Raw genomic sequence first — 17116 nt, forward strand, 5'->3', positions numbered from 1 at the left:
CTCGGCCGCAGGGTTCAGGCGTCCCAGAGGGCCCCGAGGGCCAGGAGTTCGTCGCGGTACTCGATGCGGCCCTCCCATTCCCGGGGCCAGACGTCCGCGCCGAGGTGGGCACCGGCGAAGGCGCCGGCCAGGCAGGCGATGGAGTCGGAGTCGCCCTTGGTGCAGGCGGCCCGGCGCAGGACGGTCAGCGGCTCCTCGGGGAAGAGCAGGAAGCAGTGCAGGGCCGTCGCGAGGGCCTCCTCCGCGATCCAGCCGTCGCCCGTGGCCAGGCAGGGGTCGGTTTCCGGGGAGGGCGACTTCAGTGCGACCGCGAGCCGGTCCAGGACGCCCAGGCATTCGTCCCAGCCTCGGGCCATGAAGGTCCGCTCCGTGGCGTCGGAGGTGCCGCGCATCCACAGGTCGCCCAGCCAGTGCTCGTGGTAGCGGGTGCGGTTCTCCAGGGCGTACGAGCGCAACTGCCCGACCAGGCCCGTCACCTCCGTGCCCTGGGCGAGCAGGTACACGGCCCTGGCCGTCAGGTCGGAGGCCGCGAGGGCCGTCGGGTGGCCGTGCGTCAGGGCGGACTGGAGCTGGGCCGCGCCGGCCCGCTCCTCCTCGGTCCAGCCGGGCACCAGGCCCACGGGGGCCACCCGCATGTTCGCGCCGCAGCCCTTGGAGCCGATCTGGCCGGCGTCGCGCCAGTCCCGCTCGGGCTGGTCGAGGAGCCGGCAGGCGCGCAGGCAGGTGTTGCCCGGGGCCCGGTTGTTCTCCGGCGAGTGGTACCACTCGACGAACTCCTCCCGGACGGGCCGGGTCAGCCGCAGCGGTCCTATGCGGCCCCGCTCCCCCGCGGTGCGCATGCCGCGGGCCAGCGCGAGCGTCATCTGGGTGTCGTCGGTGACGATCGCCGGGCGGGGCAGGGCCATCTGCCGCCAGGGGCCGGTCTTGGAGAGGATCGACGGGACGTCGTGGAACTCCGTCGGGAAGCCGAGGGCGTCGCCCAGGGCGAGGCCGAGCAGGGCCCCGGTCGCCGCGCGCTTCTTCGTCGTCACGGTCATCGTGCGTGTCCTTCCGAGGGGCGGAGCAGGGGCGGGTGCAGGGCCGTCGCGGGCCCGGAGCGGTACAGCGCGGCCGGTTTGCCCCGGCCTCCGGTCAGTCGGGCGGCTCCCGCCACGGCCTCGACGAAGCCGGGTGTGGCGAGGACCTTGCGGCGGAAGTTGGGGCGGTCCAGGGCGGTGTCCCAGACGGTCTCGTAGACGGCCTGGAGCTCGCCGAGGGTGAACTCGGGCGGGCAGAAGGCGGTGGCCAGGCAGCTGTACTCCAGCTTCGAACCGATCCGCTCGCGCGCGTCGTCGAGGATGGCGGTGTGGTCGAAGGCCAGTCCGGCGGCCTCGCCCACGGGCACCCAGCGGGCCCGGTCGGCGTCGCCGCCGCCTTCCGCTGCCGGCTCCGGCATGTCCGGGACCAGGGCGGTGAAGGCCACCGAGACCACCCGCATGCGGGGGTCGCGGTCGGGGTCGCTGTAGGTCCGCAGTTGTTCCAGGTGCAGGGCGGCGACCACCGCGTCGGACAGGCCGCTCTCCTCGGCGAGTTCACGGCGTGCGGCGCTCTCGGCGGACTCGCGGGGCAGGATGAAGCCGCCGGGGAGGGCCCAGGCGCCCGCGTACGGCTCCTGTCCGCGCCGGATCAGCAGTACGTGCAGGTCGCCGGCGCGGACGGTGAAGACGGCCAGGTCGACGGTCACCGCGAACGGTTCGAAGGCGTGCGGGTCGTATCCGGTGGTCATCCGTTCTCCACCCGTACGTTCTCGGGCAGCGGGTCGGTGAAGTGCCATCCTTCGGCGAGCAGTTCGTCGACGGCGGCCACGGCCGAGGCCAGCCGTGCCTCCCGGTCCCCGCCCATGGGCAGGAAGCGCCTCCCCGTGTCGGTGAGTTCCTCCCGGAAGCGTCCGGTCATCCACGGTCTGAGGTGCGGTCCGTCGCGCAGGCCGTCGTCCTCGAAGGGCACGCCGACGTCGTCGGTCAGCAGGTACAGGTCACGGCGGGTGCGGGAGGCGATCTCCTCGACCTCCTCGTTGCGGCCACTCATGTACCGCTCGTGCCAGATGCCGGTGGCGAAGGAGTCCGTGTCGCAGAAGAGCACCGGTGAGCCGAGTCGGGCGGCCCGTTCCTCCTCGGCGTCCTGGCGGCGCGCGATCAGCGGGAACTCCTCGGAGGCGAAGGTCACCTCGGACCAGGAGGCCGTCGGGTCGGTCGCCCGCGCCGCCGCCAGTTTCTCCTCGCTGTACCGGCGCCCGTACTCGGCGACCCAGCCCGTCTTGGCCCAGACGCCGCCGCGGCGGCGGTAGTGGGCCGCGAGGTCGCGCGAGAGCGTGGTCGTGCCCGTGGACTCGGCGCCGAGGACGACCACGCGCCGGGTCAGGGCGGCCCGTACGGCGGGGCCCAGGAACTCCCAGCAGGCGGCGGGGTCCGCGCGGACGGCCGTACCCGACACCGGGAAGAGGGTGCGGTCCGGGTCCACGCAGACCTCCTGGGCGCCGAAGCGGCGTGCGAGTTCCGTCCCGTACGCCTCCGAGGTGAAGACGGCGTCGACCCGGCCGGGCACGGCGGCGCGGAAGATCGCCATGTGCGCGTCCCAGATCGCCGGGTCGTGCAGGTCGACCGGGATGTCGTCGACCGCACCGACGACGTGGGCGCCGGGGTGGGCCTCGCGCATCCAGGCGACCCGGTCGGCGAGCGGCACCGATTCGACGGAGGCCGCGCACACCAGCACGGTCAGCCGTTCGCACTGGTCCTGGGCGGTGCGCACCAGGTGGTGGTGGCCGGCGTGGGGCGGGTAGAACTTGCCGAGCACCAGCCCGTGACGGTGGCGCCTCATGCGGTCGCCGCCGTCTTCAGCCGGCGCGTGCCCTCGGTCCCGTCGGTCCCGTCGGTCGCTGCGAGGGCGCGGCGCCAGCCGATCAGTCCGGCCACGCACAGGGCCAGGAAGCCGACGTACAGCACGGCCGTCACGTAGAGGTCCTTGTGGACGTACAGCGGGATGGAGACGAGGTCGGTGGCGATCCACAGCCACCAGGACTCCAGGAGCTTGCGGCACTGCCCGTAGGTGGCCATGAGGGAGAGCCCGACGGCCGACGCGTCCCAGAGGGGGACGGTGGAGTCGGTGGTGTGGTCCAGCAGCAGGGTGAGGGCGAGCACCCCCACCGCCCCCGCCGCGGCCAGGGCGACCCATTCGGTGCCCGTGGTCCGGCGCACCGGCAGGGCCTCGGCGGTTCCTGGTCCACCCCCGTGGGTCCAGGACCACCACCCGTACGCGGCGAGGGCGATGAAGACGATCTGCAGGCCGGCGTCGGCGTAGAGGCCGGCCTGGGCGAAGAGCACGATGAAGAAGACGTTGTTCGCGATCCCGATGGGCCAGTTGGCGATGTGCTGCCGTGCCACCAGCCAGACGCACAGGGCGCCGGTGGCTGCCGCCAGGATCTCGGTCCAACTCGTCTGCCAGCCCATGGAGGCCCCCGTCTCTTTAATAGTCAGGTTGACTATAAACATGATCGGGCGTGCGGGCAAGCAAAAAGCCCGCGGTGCCGAAGGGCACCGCGGGCTTTCGGCCCCGGCGGACGGGGCGCAGTCGCGCGAGGGGTCGGGTGACCCCGCGCGAGGGGTCCTACAGACCGACCTCGCGCATGAGCATGCCGACCTCGGTGTTGGTCAGGCGGCGCAGCCAGCCGGACTTCTGGTCACCGAGCTCGATCGGGCCGAAGGAGGTCCGGACGAGCTTCTCCACGGGGAAGCCGGCCTCGGCCATCATGCGGCGGACGATGTGCTTGCGGCCCTCGTGGAGGGTCACCTCGACCAGGTAGTTCTTGCCGAGCTGGTCGATGACGCGGAAGTGGTCGGCGCGGGCGTAGCCGTCCTCCAGCTCGATGCCGTCCTTGAGGCGCTTGCCGATCTCGCGGGGCAGCGGGCCGGTGATGGCCGCGACGTAGGTCTTCTTCACGCCGTACTTCGGGTGCGTCAGACGGTGGGCCAGCTCGCCGTGGTTGGTGAGCAGGATGATGCCCTCGGTCTCGGTGTCGAGCCGACCGACGTGGAAGAGACGGGTCTCACGGTTGGTGACGTAGTCGCCGAGGCACTGGCGGCCGTCGGGGTCCTCCATGGTGGAGACGACGCCCGCCGGCTTGTTCAGCGCGAAGAACAGGTACGACTGGGTGGCGACGGTCAGGCCGTCCACCTTGATCTCGTCCTTCGGCTGGACGCGCTTGCCCTGCTCCAGCACGATCTCGCCGTTGACCTCGACGCGGGCCTGCTCGATGAGCTCCTCGCACGCACGGCGCGAACCCATGCCGGCGCGGGCGAGCACCTTCTGCAGACGCTCCCCCTCCTCCTCGGCACCCGGGAAGGTCTTCGGGGTCTTGATCACGGGCTTGTCGGCGTACCGGTCGCGCACGCGCTCCTCGATCCGCGCGTCCAGCTCGCGGGGGCGCGACTGGCCGCTGCGGCTGCCGGGACCGCTGCGCGGGCCGCCGGCTCCGCCGATGCCGGGGGTCCGGGAGGTACGGGGGCCACCCTTGGCGCCGCCGCGCGCGGAGTCGCCGCGGGCACCGCCGCGGTTGCCGTCGGCCGCGCCGCGGGCACCGCCGCCGCCCGCCTTGGCGCCGCCGCGGCCGTTGCGCTCACCCTCGGGGCCCACGTCGTAGCGACGCTCCTCGGGGCGGGGGTTGCGGGGACGCTGGGGGGCCTGGTCGCGGTCACGGTCGCGCGAGGCGCCCGCGCCGGAGCCGGCGCCGCGGTAACCGCCGCCGGAGCCGCTGCCACCACCGGAGCCGCCACCGCGGTAGCCGCCGGACGAACCGCCCGAGCCGCCGCCCCGGTATCCGCCGCCGCCACCGGAGCCGCCGGACGAACCGCCGGACGAACCGCCGGAGGAGCCACCGCGGTAGCCACCGCCGCCGGAGCCGCCCGACGAACCGCCGCGGTAGCCACCGCCGCCGCCGGAGCCGCCGGACGAACCGCCGGAGGAGCCGCCGCGGTAGCCACCGCCGGAGCCGCTGCCACCGCCGGAGCCGCCACCGCGGTAGCCACCGCCGCCGCCGGAGGAGGAGCCGCCGCGGGCGTTACCACGCCCGCCGCCACCACCGCCGCCGCTGTTCCTGTTGCCGCCACCGTTGCCGTTGCCGCTGCTTCGCATCAAAGTTCCGTCGTCTTGTCGTCTTCAAAGTAGTCCGGTGCATCAGGTGCGTCCGGATCGAACGACGGAACACCCTCTTGCGTCTCGGCTTCGATCGCGTCCGCCTCGGGGAGGAAGGGCGCGAGCTCCGGGAGCTCGTCCAGGCCGCGCAGGCCCATCCGCTCCAGAAAGTAGTTCGTCGTCCTGTACAGGATCGCACCTGTTTCGGGTTCCGTCCCCGCCTCGGCCACCAGACCCCGCTGCAGGAGGGTCCGCATGACCCCGTCGCAGTTGACTCCGCGGACCGCCGAAACCCTTGATCGGCTGACCGGCTGGCGGTACGCGACGACCGCCAGGGTCTCCAGTGCCGCCTGGGTGAGCCGGGCCTGCCGGCCGTCCAGCACGAAGGCCTCCACCGCCGTCGCGAAGGCCGCGCGACTGTAGAACCGCCAACCGCCGGCGACCGGGCGCAGCTCGAAACCCCGCTCCTGGGCGGTGTACTCGTCGGCCAGTTCCCGCAGGGCGGCGGCGACCTCGCGCGGGGTCCGGTCCAGCACTTTGGCCAGGTGTTCCTCGGTCGCGGGTTCGTCGACGACCATGAGGACGGCCTCCAGGGCGCCCTTGAGGGCGAGCTCCGCCGGCTCGGTCATTCCTTCGCCTCCACGATCTGATCGAACTCGTCCGTCACCGTCGGCATCCCGTCGCCGTCCCCGCCGCTCCACCGCACGGTGAGCGTGCGCAGGGCCTCCTCCTGGTCGAGGACCACGGCCTTCTCCCGGTACAGCTCCAACAGGGCCAGGAAGCGCGCCACGACGGTCAGGGTGTCCGGGGCGTCCTCCGCGAGTTCCGCGAAGGTGGCCTCCCCGCGGACCTTGAGCAGGGCGACGACCAGCGCGGCCTGTTCGCGGACGCTGACGAGCGGGGCGTGGATGTGGTCCACGTAGACCTGGGGAGCCGCCCGGGGCCGCATGGCCTGCACGGCCAGCCGGGCGAACCCCTCCGCGCCGATGCCGATCACCACGTCGGGCAGCAGTTCCGCGATGTGCGGCTCCAGTCCGACGGTGCGCGGGTACCGCAGGCCCTCGTCCTCGGCCCGGCGCTCGAAGATCTCCGCGATCCGCTTGTACGCCCGGTACTGGAGGAGCCGGGCGAAGAGCAGGTCCCGGGCTTCCAACAGTGCCAGGTCGGCCTCGTCCTCCACCTCGGCGGCGGGCAGCAGCCGGGCGGCCTTGAGGTCGAGGAGGGTGGCGGCCACGACGAGGAACTCGGTGGTCTGGTCCAGGTCCCAGTCGGGTCCCATGGACCGGATGTGCGCCATGAACTCGTCGGTGACCCGGGACAGCGCGACCTCGGTCACATCGAGTTTGTGCCGCGAGATCAACTGGAGCAGCAGGTCGAAGGGGCCCTCGAAGTTCGCCAGCCGGAGCGTGAACCGCCCGTCGCCGGCGTCGGCGGGCGGGTCGGCGAGAGCCACACCCGCCCCGTGGTGGGCCTCAGAGGGCCCTGTGGGCGCCTCCACCACCTCCGGGGCCTCCTGGGCCGTCGAGGGGGCTCGGGGGGCCTCCGGGGGCCCTGTGGGCGTCTCGGGCGGGATCCGCAGGAGCGTTTCCGGCGGCACGGGGGCCGGCTCCCGGCCTCCCGGCTCCCGCGGTCCCTGTTCCCCCGCGTCGGGGGCGCCCGGGCCGCGGCCCAGCCGGCGGCGGGCGGGTGGGTCGGATTCGGCGGGAGGGTGCATCGAGGTCCAGGGTGGTGCGAGGGCGGTACGGACGGGCCGGCACGGCGGTGCCGGCCCGGGCGACGTTAGCGGGCCGACCCTCGCCCTGGCGTCAGGCGCCGGTCAGCGCCCGCGCAGTCTTCGTACGAGGATGCTCGCGTCGCCCCGGGACTCCAGGTCCGCGAGGACCACGGCGACCGCCTCGCGGACGATGCGGCCGCGGTCCACGGCGAGGCCGTGCTCCCCACGCAGCACCAGCCGCGCGTGCTCCAGGTCCATGAGCTCCTCCGCGGAGACGTAGACCGTGATCTTCTCGTCGTGCCGCTCGCGCCCGCTCGGCCGCCGGTTGGCGCCCCGGCCCTGCCCCTTGCCGCGCCGGGGCGCGGACGCCCCGGCCGCGGCGGTGGCAGAACCTTCCTGCGGCCTGCGCTGCGCGCCCACCGCCGGCTCTCCGGCTTCCCGGCCGCGCCCCTCCGTCGTGCCCTCCGCCGGGTTCGCCGAGTGTTCCGACTGCGCCGAGCCGCCCGCGGACTCCTCGACGCCCCGCCGCGGCGAGGACGACTGCAGTGCCGTCCCCCCGGTCGTGCGGAACAGTTCGTCGGCTCCGGGCAGACTCACTCGGCGGGACACCGGGCGAGCACCTCCCTGGCCAGCTGGCGGTAGGCGGCGGCGCCCACGGAGTTGGAGGCGTACGTGGTGATCGGTTCACCGGCGACCGTGGTCTCCGGGAAGCGCACCGTCCGGCCGATGACCGTGTGGTAGACGTGGTCGTCGAATGCCTCGACGACGCGCGCCAGCACCTCACGGCTGTGCACGGTCCGGGAGTCGTACATCGTGGCGAGGATGCCGTCGAGTTCCAGCTCCGGGTTGAGCCGCTCCTGCACCTTCTCGATGGTCTCGGTCAGCAGCGCCACACCGCGCAGCGCGAAGAACTCGCACTCCAGGGGGACGATCACCTTGTGAGCCGCCGTCAGGGCGTTCACGGTCAGCAGACCGAGCGAGGGCTGACAGTCGATCACGATGTAGTCGTAGTCGGCCATCAGGGGCTTGAGGGCCCGCTGAAGGGTGGACTCGCGCGCGACCTCACTGACCAGCTGCACCTCCGCGGCGGACAGGTCGATGTTGCTCGGCAGCAGGTCCATGTTGGGGACCGCCGTCTTCAGCAGCACCTCGTCGGCCGACATGCCCCGCTCCATGAGCAGGTTGTAGACCGTCAGGTCGAGTTCCATCGGGTTCACGCCGAGACCCACGGACAGTGCGCCCTGGGGGTCGAAGTCGACGAGCAGCACGCGGCGCCCGTACTCGGCGAGCGCGGCACCCAGGTTGATGGTCGACGTGGTCTTTCCCACGCCGCCCTTCTGGTTGCACATCGCGATGATCTTCGCCGGACCGTGGTCGGTCAGTGGCCCGGGGATCGGGAAGTACGGCAGCGGCCGTCCGGTCGGGCCGATCCGCTCACGGCGCTGACGGGCAGCGTCGGGGGCGAGAGTGGCCGCGTACTCGGGGTCGGGCTCGTACTCCGCGTCGGGGTCGTAGAAGTGCCCTTCGGGCACGTTTTCATAGTCGGCGAAACCCACGGGCTTTTCGCCGCTCAGGTCGCCGGCCCTGGAGTTCACGTCTAGGCCGTCCATGCTGTTTCGGGGCGTCGTCATGTGCTGGTGGTTTGCGAAGGTGCGGACTGCGACGGAGCCGACAGCTTCGATTCCGGCAGGGCCCTGGCCCCGCGCAGGCATTCCTGCTCGACCACCCCCAGGAGCAAATGTCGACTCATTCACAAGTCGTCTTACCTCCTCGGACGTGACCAGGACACTTATCGATAGGTCAGCGTGGCACCATGCCGACGGTTGGCGACTCTATGGCGTGTCACCACCCAGCGGCAACACAATCCACCGGACCCGACGCGTTGTGTCGGCAACCGAACACCACTCTGTCAAGGGCGTACGAGCTGTCGCCGCGAAGTTTCGCAGGTGTGCGAAAGGGTTAAAGGGTTACGTTCGAGGCGAGTTGAGCGCCCTCGGCGCACACCCCCGAAACGCGGCCGGCCGGACCTCGCGAGCAAGGTCCGGCCGGATACGTGAGATTGACGTCAGTCGTTGACGGTTCAGCCGAGCAGCGTGCTCAGCGGGAGCGTCGGGAGACCGTGGGCCTCGGCGACGGGACCGTAAACGACCTGCCCGTCATGGGTGTTGAGGCCCAGACCGAGCGCCGCGTCGCGGCGCAGCGCCTCGGCCCAGCCGAGGTTCGCGAGCTGCACGATGTACGGCAGGGTCGCGTTCGTCAGGGCGTAGGTGGAGGTGTTCGGGACCGCGCCCGGCATGTTGGCGACGCAGTAGAAGACCGAGTTGTGGACCTGGAAGGTCGGCTCGGCGTGGGTGGTCGGACGGGAGTCCTCGAAGCAGCCGCCCTGGTCGATCGCGATGTCGACAAGGACACTTCCGGGCTTCATCTTGGCGACGAGCTCGTTGGTGACCAGCTTCGGGGCCTTCGCACCCGGGATCAGCACCGCGCCGATGACCAGGTCGGCCTCGGTGACTGCCTTCTCCAGCTCGAAGGCGTTGGAGACGATCGTCTTGATCTTCGTACCGAAGATCTTGTCGGCCTCGCGGAGCTTGTTGATGTCCTTGTCGAGCAGGGTCACGTGGAAGCCCATGCCGATCGCGATCTGAGCCGCGTTCCAGCCGGAGACGCCGCCGCCGATGACCACGCACTCGCCGGCGTGGGTGCCGGGGACGCCGCCGGGCAGGACGCCGCGGCCGCCGGCCGAGCGCATCAGGTGGTAGGCGCCGACCTGCGGGGCCAGTCGGCCCGCGACCTCGGACATCGGGGCGAGCAGCGGGAGCGCGCGGTTGGCGAGCTCGACCGTCTCGTACGCGATGGCGGTCGTGCCGGAGGCCAGGAGGGCGTCCGTGCACTCGCGGGAGGCCGCCAGGTGCAGGTACGTGAAGAGGGTCTGGTCCTTGCGGAGGCGGTGGTACTCCTCCGCGATCGGCTCCTTGACCTTCAGCAGGAGGTCCGCGGTCGCCCAGACCTCGTCGGCGGTGCCGAGGATCTCGGCGCCGGCGGAGACGTACTCCGCGTCCGTGATCGAGGAGCCGACACCGGCGTTCTGCTCGACGAAGACCTGGTGGCCGTTACGGACCAGCTCATGCACGCCGGCGGGCGTGATGGCGACCCGGAACTCGTTGTTCTTGACCTCGCGGGGGATGCCGACCTTCATCGTCGATCACGGTCCTTGGCTCAGGGGATTTTTCGGGTCACTTCCATACATACCCGCTCACAAGAACGCGCAACGGGATGCACCACGAGATGACGTGGTGGAGCCAGTCTAATGAAGGATGAGTCGCTGTCTAGCCTTGCAAACAAATAATCTCAGTCGGAATCACTACGGATTTCGCAGGCTGCGGGGTCATCTCCCAGCAATCTGTCGGCGGCGGACCGGTGCAGCCTGGCAGCCGCGGGGTCGCCCAGCCTGTCGAGCGTGTCGGCCAGCCGCACCTGCAGCGCGGCCTGAAGTCGCAGGTCCCCGGCCCTGCGCGCCAACTCGATCGCCTCACGGCAGGTGTGCAGGGACTCCTCGGGTCGTCCGGCGTACTCCTGGATCCGCGCCATCTCGCTCAACGCCTTTGCCTGGCCCGGGACATCGGCCAGCCGGCGGTAGCCGGCCGCGGCGGCCCGCCAACTGCGCAGCGCCTCGCCGTAGCGGCCCGCGTACGTGTGCACGTTGCCGAGCCGGCCGTACAACCTGGCCTCGTCCGTGCGCTCCCCCCGGGCGAGCGCCTGGGTCAGGGCCCGGCCGAACCAGTCGGAGGCCCGGTACCAGTCGGCAAGCTCCTGGTACGCGCCGCCTACGGATTCCATCGCGCGGCCCGTCGCGTACGGATCGTTCGCGGCCTTTCCCGCGACCAGGGCCGCCCGGTAGCGCTCCAGCGCCTCGTGGGTGCGGCCGGTCTCGGCGTCCAGGTCGGCCAGGTTCAGCAGCGCGGCGGCCTGCTCCCGGTACAGGTCGCGGCGCTCGGCGACGTCCAGGACCAGGCGGTGCAGCCCGTACAGCTCGGGGGCCGCCGCCTCGGTCCCGCGGTGCTCCGCGAGGGCCCGCACGAGGGCCGAGACCAACCGGCGGGCCAGGGTGTCCAGGTCGCCGTCGGCCACCGCCAGGGCGGCCGACGCGGACAGGGCGGGCAGCCGGGTGTCCAGCCAGCCGGCGGCGGCCCGCCGGTCGGCGAAGCGGAGGGCGCGGGGCAACCCGTCCAGCCGCTCCCGCACGAGCTCTTCGTCCTCCTCGGCCATGGCCCGGCAGGAGGTGAGCAGACGGACGGTCCGCTCCAGCATCCGGGCCCGGGCCAACTGCACCTCGGCCGGTCGCTCCTTGGCCTCCAACAGGGCCTGGAGCAGGGGCGCGAGGCAGCCGGGCAACAGGAACAGACCGTCGGGGGCGTGCCGGACGAGACCCAGCCCGGCGAAGTCCTCCAGGGTGGACTGGGCGGCGGCCACGGAGCAGCCGGCCAGGGCGGAGGCGGTGTGCGCGTCGATGAACCCGGCGGGCGCGAGCGGAAGCAGCCGCAGGGTCCGTTGGGCGGGCTGCGGCAGCGACTCGTAGACGAGCCGGAAGGAGCGGGCCAGCGGCCCGCTGGTGCCGGGCGGCATGTCGTGGAGCTGCTTGGCCACGTCGGCCACGGCGGCCTTCGGGTGGGCGGCGAGCCATCCGCCGACCAGGGCGAGCGCGGCGGGCTGGCCGCCGCATTCCTCGGCGAGGGTCTCGGCGGCGCGCGGGTCCACGGTGATCCGGGTGTCCCCGATGCTGTGCGCGAGCATCTGGACGGCGGAGGGGGTGTCCAGTCCCCCGAGGGTGCAGGGGCGGACGTCCGGGATCCCGGTGAGCGGCCCCTCGGCGGTCACCACGACCAGGCACTCGGGGGTGTCCGGCAACAGGGCGTCGACCTGGTGCGGGTCGGCGGCGTCGTCCACGAGCAGGATGACCCGCCGCCCGGTCAGCGCGGTGCGCAGTTCGGAGCTGAGGTCGTCCTCGCCGGCCCCGGGCGGGGTGGAGTGACCGAGGCCCTCCAACAGGGTCCTGACGGCCCGTTCGGTGGCGACGGTCTCCCCGCCGGGGGTGGTGAGCCGCACCTTCACGACCCCGTCGGGGTAGTCGTCGCGCACCTCGCGGACGAATGCCTCGGCCAGCGCGGTCCGTCCCGAACCGGGACGACCCGCGACGAGCAGAACCCTCGCGCGGGGCGCCTTCGCCTTGCGCCCCGAGAGGGTGTCGAGCCCGGTCCGTGCGATGTCCTCGCGCAGCTCCTTGAGCTCACGCCGCCGCCCGACGAAATCCGTCACGGGATCCGCTCCTCTCCCTGCCTTAGGGTTGCCGAGCGTAGTTCACGCAGAGCGACGACCCGTGTGGAGCGCGGCGGGCACATCGCCCGATCGGATCAGCCGATGGTCACACCAGACCCCTGCCGACCCCTCCTCCCGCCCCCGGGCCGGGCCGCGGTGGAGCGGGGTGGGGCGGCGCGGCGACGCCCGCCGGGCGACTACGCCTCGTAGGGCCGGGCCGACCACGGTGCGTCGGCCGGGCGCAGGGCGTCCAGACCGCCCTCCGCGGCGAGGGCCGCGGACAGCGCCAGCACGCCCGCCACCAGCCCCGGGTTCCCCAGCTCGCCGGCAAGCACCCCCCGTACCAGTTCCGCCGGCAGGATCCGGGCGAACTGCATGTCCGCCTCCTCCTCCGACACCTCGAAGCGGGCGCCCTCCGCCTCCGCCAGGTCCCGCGCCAGGAACACGCGGATCGCCTCGTCCGAGCCTCCGGGCGAGGCGTAGAAGTCGACCAGTACCCGCCAGTCGTCCGCCTTGACGTGCGCCTCCTCGTACAGCTCACGCTGCGCGGCGTGCAGCGGGTTCTCCCCCGGTACGTCGAGCAGCCCCGCGGGCAGCTCCCACAGCTTCCGGCGCACCGGGTGCCGGTACTGGCGCAGCACGAGCACCTGCCCGGCCTCGTCCAGCGCCAGCACGCACACCGACCCCGGGTGCACCTGGTAGTCGCGGCGCACGGTCGCGCCGTCCGGCATCCGGACCACGTCGGAGCTCACCGCCGTCTTGGCGCCCTCGAAAGGACGCCGGGTCGAGACCGTCTCCCAGGATTCCGAGGTGTCCTTGATCTCGATGTCGATGCCCATGCCGAATGTCCTCCACAACGCGCGACAGCCGGGGTACGGATCTCCGTACCCCGGCTGTCTACGTTATGCGGTCAGGCCCTCGGGCCCCGCAGGCTCACTTGGCGGACTGGCGACGCTCCACCGCGGCCTTGACCAGACCCGCGAACAGCGGGTGCGGCCGGGTCGGGCGGGAACGCAGTTCCGGGTGCGCCTGGGTGGCGACCAGGTAGGGGTGCACCTCGCGCGGGTACTCGACGTACTCGACGAGCTTGTTGTCGGGGGACACGCCGGAGAAGACCAGACCGGCCTTCTTCTCCAGCTCGCCGCGGTAGGCGTTGTTCACCTCGTAGCGGTGACGGTGACGCTCGTCCACGTAGGCCTCGTCGCCGTAGACCTCACGGACGATGGAGCCCTCGGCGAGCTTCGCCGGGTACATGCCCAGACGCATGGTGCCGCCCAGGTCGCCCGCGCCCTCGACGAAGGCCAGCTGCTCCTCCATGGTCGAGATGACCGGGTGCGGGGTCGAGGCGTCGAACTCGGTGGAGTTGGCGTCCTCGATGCCCGCGAGGTTGCGCGCGGCCTCGATGACCACGCACTGCAGCCCCAGGCACAGGCCCAGCAGCGGGATCCGGTTCTCGCGGGCGTAGGTGATCGCGCCGACCTTGCCGTTGACGCCGCGGTCCCCGAAGCCGCCGGGAACGCAGATCGCGTCCACGTCGCCGAGCACCGCCGCCGCACCGGCCGGGGTCTTGCAGTCGTCGGAGGTGACCCACTTGATCTGCACGCGCGCCCTGTTGGCGAACCCGCCGGCGCGCAGCGCCTCGGTCACCGACAGGTAGGCGTCGGGCAGGTCGATGTACTTGCCGACGAGCGCGACCTTGACCTCGTGGTCGGGGTTGTGGACCCGATCCAGCAGGTCTTCCCAGACGCGCCAGTCCACGTCGCGGAAGGGAAGGTCGAGCTTGCGCACGACGTAGGCGTCCAGGCCCTCGGTGTGCAGCACCTTCGGGATGTCGTAGATCGACTTGGCGTCGATCGCGGCGACCACCGCGGCCTCGTCGACGTCGCACATCAGCGAGATCTTGCGCTTGATGGAGGTCGGGACCTCACGGTCGGCGCGCAGCACGATCGCGTCGGGCTGGATGCCGATGTTGCGCAGGGCCGCGACCGAGTGCTGGGTCGGCTTGGTCTTCAGCTCGCCGGAGGGGCCGATGTAGGGCAGCAGCGAGATGTGCACGACGAAGACGTTGTCGCGACCGACCTCGTGGCGGACCTGACGGACGGTCTCCAGGAACGGCAGCGACTCGATGTCGCCGACGGTGCCGCCGACCTCGGTGATGACGACGTCGACGTCCTCGGTAGCCATGCGGCGGATGCGGCTCTTGATCTCGTTGGTGATGTGCGGGATGACCTGCACGGTGTCACCGAGGTACTCGCCGCGCCGCTCCTTGGCGATGACCTGCGAGTAGACCTGGCCGGTCGTGACGTTCGCCGAGCCGTCGAGGTCGACGTCGAGGAAGCGCTCGTAGTGGCCGATGTCCAGGTCGGTCTCGGCGCCGTCGTTGGTGACGAACACCTCACCGTGCTGGAAGGGGTTCATCGTGCCGGGGTCGACGTTCAGGTAGGGGTCGAGCTTCTGCATCGTGACCCGCAGGCCGCGCGCCTTCAGCAGCGCACCCAGGCTGGAGGCCGTCAGACCCTTGCCGAGGGACGAAGCGACACCCCCGGTGACGAAGATGTGCTTGGTCGTCATGGCTGTGCTGTTTCGAAAAGCAGCGGGCGGCGTCGCCAAGAGGGGGCTCCCGTGGTCGCGAGGTGAGGTGCTTCCGGCGCCGGCCACCGTCGAACCGGAGGGGTCTCAGGGGGCGCCGAAGCTGCGGTTTCGGGGCTCCTGATTCGCACAGGCAGACCACCGGTCCACGGGATACCAGCCTATCAGCGCCCGGGACGGTCCGCCTCCGACGGCACGGTCCGGCCCTCCCCGGTGACGCGCGCCACACCGCGCCACACCCGTGACTACGGCATTTGCGCAGGTCACCCGTTCGGGCGAGCCGCATTGTCCCGAGACTTAAGGGGATCACTAGGGTGCCGTCATATCCTGCTCGAATATCGCTGCACATCGCCGCCGAGCAGTCCGGCCTACGGTGTAACCACGCCGGTTCCGGAATCATGGACTCTACGCGGGGATCCCTACACACACGGAGACCGCGCAACCGCGCAAATGCAAGCGCCCTCAGGGGCGGACGTGGCCGTTCGACTGGAGATGCAACGTGTCCGGGCGCATCGAGGATTACGCACTGATCGGGGACATGCAGACCGCTGCGTTGGTCTGCAGGGACGGAGCCGTGGACTGGTTGTGCCTGCCACGGTTCGATTCCCATGCCGTCTTCGCGAGCATTCTCGGCACCGAGGAACACGGGTTCTGGCGGGTCGGCCCCGCGGTCCCGTCCGGCACCCCGGCCCCGCGGGCCGACCGCCGGCGCTATCGCGGTGACTCCCTGGTGCTCGAATCGGAATGGGACACCCCGAGGGGGACCGTCCGTGTCATCGACTTCATGCCTCCCCGCGAGGATCACGCACCGCAACTGATCCGCGTCGTGGAGGGCGTCAGCGGGCGCGTCCCGATGCGCTCGGCGCTGCGGATGCGTTTCAGCTACGGACGGATCGTGCCCTGGGTGCACAAGGTGGACGGCCGTACGGTGGCCGTCTCCGGACCGGACTCGGTCTGGCTGGACACCGACGCGCAGACCTACGGCAAGGACCTGACGACGTACTCCGACTTCACCGTCGGTCCCGGCGACCGCGTGACCTTCGCCATCAGTTGGCAGGCCTCGCACCGGGGCGCCCCCGAGGCGCCGGACGCCGAGGAGGCGCTAGGGGTCACCACCGACTTCTGGCGCGAGTGGGTCGACCAGTGCACGTACCACGGTCCCTATCGGGAGGCCGTGGTCCGCTCCCTGATCACGCTCAAGGCCCTCACGTACGGACCCACGGGCGGCATCGTCGCCGCGCCGACCACCTCCCTGCCGGAGGAGATCGGCGGGAGCCGCAACTGGGACTACCGGTACACGTGGCTGCGCGACGCGGCCATCACCCTGTCCTCGCTCCTGCGCACCGGCTACCGCGACGAGGCCTCCGCCTGGCGGGACTGGCTGCTGCGCGCGGTGGCAGGCGACCCCGAGAACCTGCAGATCATGTACGGGATCGCGGGCGAACGGGAACTCGGCGAGACCGAGCTGGACTGGCTGCCCGGTTACGAGAACTCCCGGCCGGTCCGCGTCGGCAACGGCGCCGCCCACCAGCTCCAGCTCGACGTGTACGGCGAGGTCACCGAGGCCCTCCACCTGGGCCACATGACGGGCCTGGCCCGCAACGACTACGCCTCGCTGCTCCAACTCAAGCTCATCCGCTACCTGGAGACCCACTGGAACGAGCCGGACGAGGGCATCTGGGAGGTGCGCGGCCCGCGCCGCCACTTCGTGCACTCCAAGGTGATGGCGTGGGTGGCCGTGGACCGCACGATCAAGCTGCTCGAGAGCGGTGACGCGGACGGCCCGCTGGAGCGGTGGCGCGAACTGCGCGACGAGATCCACGCGGACGTGTGCGAGAAGGGCTACGACAAGGACCGCAACACCTTCACCCAGTCGTACGGGTCGAAGGAACTGGACGCCTCGCTGCTGCTCATCCCACAGATGGGCTTCCTTCCACCGGACGACAAGCGCGTCATCGGCACCATCGAGGCGATCCAGCGAGAGCTGTCGACCCCCGACGGCTTCATCCTGCGCTACCCGACGGCCGGCGAGGAATGCGGCGTGGACGGCCTGGAGGGCGACGAGGGCGCGTTCCTCGCCTGCTCGTTCTGGATGGCCGACGACCTCGCGATGATCGGCCGGGTCGACGAGGCCCGCCGGCTCTTCGAGAAGCTGCTGTCGTTGCGCAACGACCTGGGCCTGCTCGCCGAGGAGTGGGACCCCAAGCTCCAGCGCCAGGTCGGCAACTTCCCGCAGGCCTTCAGCCACGTCCCGCTGATCGACACCGCGCTGCGCCTGACGGCCAGCGGGGCGTACGGGGGCTGACCCCGGGCCTTGTCGTCGAGGTTCCGACC

The 17116-nt window shown here is 71.6% G+C and carries 14 protein-coding genes; 1 reads left to right on the top strand and 13 read right to left on the bottom strand.

Annotation, left to right across the window (positions count from 1 at the left end; genetic code table 11):
• Positions 1–14 precede the first annotated feature (14 nt).
• The 13 genes from ACQEVM_RS25215 to ACQEVM_RS25275 form a co-directional block, all read right to left on the bottom strand.
• Positions 15–1037, bottom strand: coding sequence for an ADP-ribosylglycohydrolase family protein (locus tag ACQEVM_RS25215; RefSeq protein WP_433082660.1), 1023 nt, complete (start codon positions 1035–1037; stop codon positions 15–17).
• Positions 1034–1765: an NUDIX hydrolase gene (locus tag ACQEVM_RS25220; protein WP_433082662.1), complete on the bottom strand. Its 732-nt coding sequence runs from the start codon at positions 1763–1765 to the stop codon at positions 1034–1036. Before ACQEVM_RS25220 ends, ACQEVM_RS25215 begins: the two co-directional genes overlap by 4 nt.
• Positions 1762–2856: an AAA family ATPase gene (locus tag ACQEVM_RS25225; RefSeq protein WP_433082664.1), complete on the bottom strand. Its 1095-nt coding sequence runs from the start codon at positions 2854–2856 to the stop codon at positions 1762–1764. Before ACQEVM_RS25225 ends, ACQEVM_RS25220 begins: the two co-directional genes overlap by 4 nt.
• Complete coding sequence (gene pnuC, locus ACQEVM_RS25230; protein ID WP_433082666.1) at positions 2853–3527, bottom strand: nicotinamide riboside transporter PnuC; 675 nt, start codon at positions 3525–3527, stop codon at positions 2853–2855. The genes ACQEVM_RS25225 and pnuC overlap by 4 nt, the downstream gene beginning before the upstream one ends.
• 115 nt (positions 3528–3642) lie before the next feature.
• Positions 3643–5166, bottom strand: a complete 1524-nt coding sequence (locus tag ACQEVM_RS25235; protein ID WP_433082668.1) for a pseudouridine synthase — start codon at positions 5164–5166, stop codon at positions 3643–3645.
• On the bottom strand, positions 5166–5795 hold the full coding sequence (gene scpB / locus ACQEVM_RS25240; RefSeq protein WP_433082670.1) for an SMC-Scp complex subunit ScpB: 630 nt from the start codon (positions 5793–5795) through the stop codon (positions 5166–5168). The genes ACQEVM_RS25235 and scpB overlap by 1 nt, the downstream gene beginning before the upstream one ends.
• A complete protein-coding gene (locus ACQEVM_RS25245; RefSeq protein ID WP_433082672.1) occupies positions 5792–6880 on the bottom strand; it encodes a segregation/condensation protein A in 1089 nt (362 codons plus the stop codon). The genes scpB and ACQEVM_RS25245 overlap by 4 nt, the downstream gene beginning before the upstream one ends.
• Before the next feature lie 102 nt (positions 6881–6982).
• On the bottom strand, positions 6983–7489 hold the full coding sequence (locus tag ACQEVM_RS25250; RefSeq protein ID WP_433082674.1) for a hypothetical protein: 507 nt from the start codon (positions 7487–7489) through the stop codon (positions 6983–6985).
• Positions 7474–8592 carry a ParA family protein gene (locus ACQEVM_RS25255; protein WP_078998964.1) on the bottom strand — a complete coding sequence of 373 codons (1119 nt, stop codon included), beginning with the start codon at positions 8590–8592 and terminating at the stop codon, positions 7474–7476. Before ACQEVM_RS25255 ends, ACQEVM_RS25250 begins: the two co-directional genes overlap by 16 nt.
• A gap of 368 nt (positions 8593–8960) precedes the next feature.
• A complete protein-coding gene (ald, locus tag ACQEVM_RS25260; protein WP_433082677.1) occupies positions 8961–10076 on the bottom strand; it encodes an alanine dehydrogenase in 1116 nt (371 codons plus the stop codon).
• A gap of 152 nt (positions 10077–10228) precedes the next feature.
• Complete coding sequence (locus ACQEVM_RS25265) at positions 10229–12193, bottom strand: tetratricopeptide repeat protein (protein WP_433082679.1); 1965 nt, start codon at positions 12191–12193, stop codon at positions 10229–10231.
• A 197-nt stretch (positions 12194–12390) separates the two neighbouring features.
• Complete coding sequence (locus ACQEVM_RS25270) at positions 12391–13020, bottom strand: NUDIX domain-containing protein (protein WP_433085359.1); 630 nt, start codon at positions 13018–13020, stop codon at positions 12391–12393.
• Between the two features lie 106 nt (positions 13021–13126).
• Positions 13127–14764, bottom strand: a complete 1638-nt coding sequence (locus ACQEVM_RS25275; RefSeq protein WP_433082681.1) for a CTP synthase — start codon at positions 14762–14764, stop codon at positions 13127–13129.
• Positions 14765–15281: 517 nt separating this feature from the next.
• Here ACQEVM_RS25275 and ACQEVM_RS25280 point away from each other — a divergent pair.
• Complete coding sequence (locus tag ACQEVM_RS25280; protein ID WP_433082683.1) at positions 15282–17087, top strand: glycoside hydrolase family 15 protein; 1806 nt, start codon at positions 15282–15284, stop codon at positions 17085–17087.
• The last annotated feature ends 29 nt before the right edge of the window (positions 17088–17116 follow it).

The sequence above is a fragment of the Streptomyces sp. CA-243310 genome (genome assembly GCF_050936775.1).
Lineage (GTDB): Bacteria > Actinomycetota > Actinomycetes > Streptomycetales > Streptomycetaceae > Streptomyces.

Bases quoted from the DNA above. Each gene is read 5' to 3' on its own strand.
- ACQEVM_RS25275 (WP_433082681.1), bottom strand. From the start codon at position 14,764: ATGACGACCAAGCACATCTTCGTCACCGGGGGTGTCGCTTCGTCCCTC.
- scpB (WP_433082670.1), bottom strand. From the start codon at position 5,795: ATGACCGAGCCGGCGGAGCTCGCCCTCAAGGGCGCCCTGGAGGCCGTC.
- pnuC (WP_433082666.1), bottom strand. From the start codon at position 3,527: ATGTTTATAGTCAACCTGACTATTAAAGAGACGGGGGCCTCCATGGGC.
- ACQEVM_RS25245 (WP_433082672.1), bottom strand. From the start codon at position 6,880: ATGCACCCTCCCGCCGAATCCGACCCACCCGCCCGCCGCCGGCTGGGC.
- ACQEVM_RS25225 (WP_433082664.1), bottom strand. From the start codon at position 2,856: ATGAGGCGCCACCGTCACGGGCTGGTGCTCGGCAAGTTCTACCCGCCC.
- ACQEVM_RS25255 (WP_078998964.1), bottom strand. From the start codon at position 8,592: ATGCCTGCGCGGGGCCAGGGCCCTGCCGGAATCGAAGCTGTCGGCTCC.
- ald (WP_433082677.1), bottom strand. From the start codon at position 10,076: ATGAAGGTCGGCATCCCCCGCGAGGTCAAGAACAACGAGTTCCGGGTC.
- ACQEVM_RS25220 (WP_433082662.1), bottom strand. From the start codon at position 1,765: ATGACCACCGGATACGACCCGCACGCCTTCGAACCGTTCGCGGTGACC.
- ACQEVM_RS25235 (WP_433082668.1), bottom strand. From the start codon at position 5,166: ATGCGAAGCAGCGGCAACGGCAACGGTGGCGGCAACAGGAACAGCGGC.
- ACQEVM_RS25215 (WP_433082660.1), bottom strand. From the start codon at position 1,037: ATGACCGTGACGACGAAGAAGCGCGCGGCGACCGGGGCCCTGCTCGGC.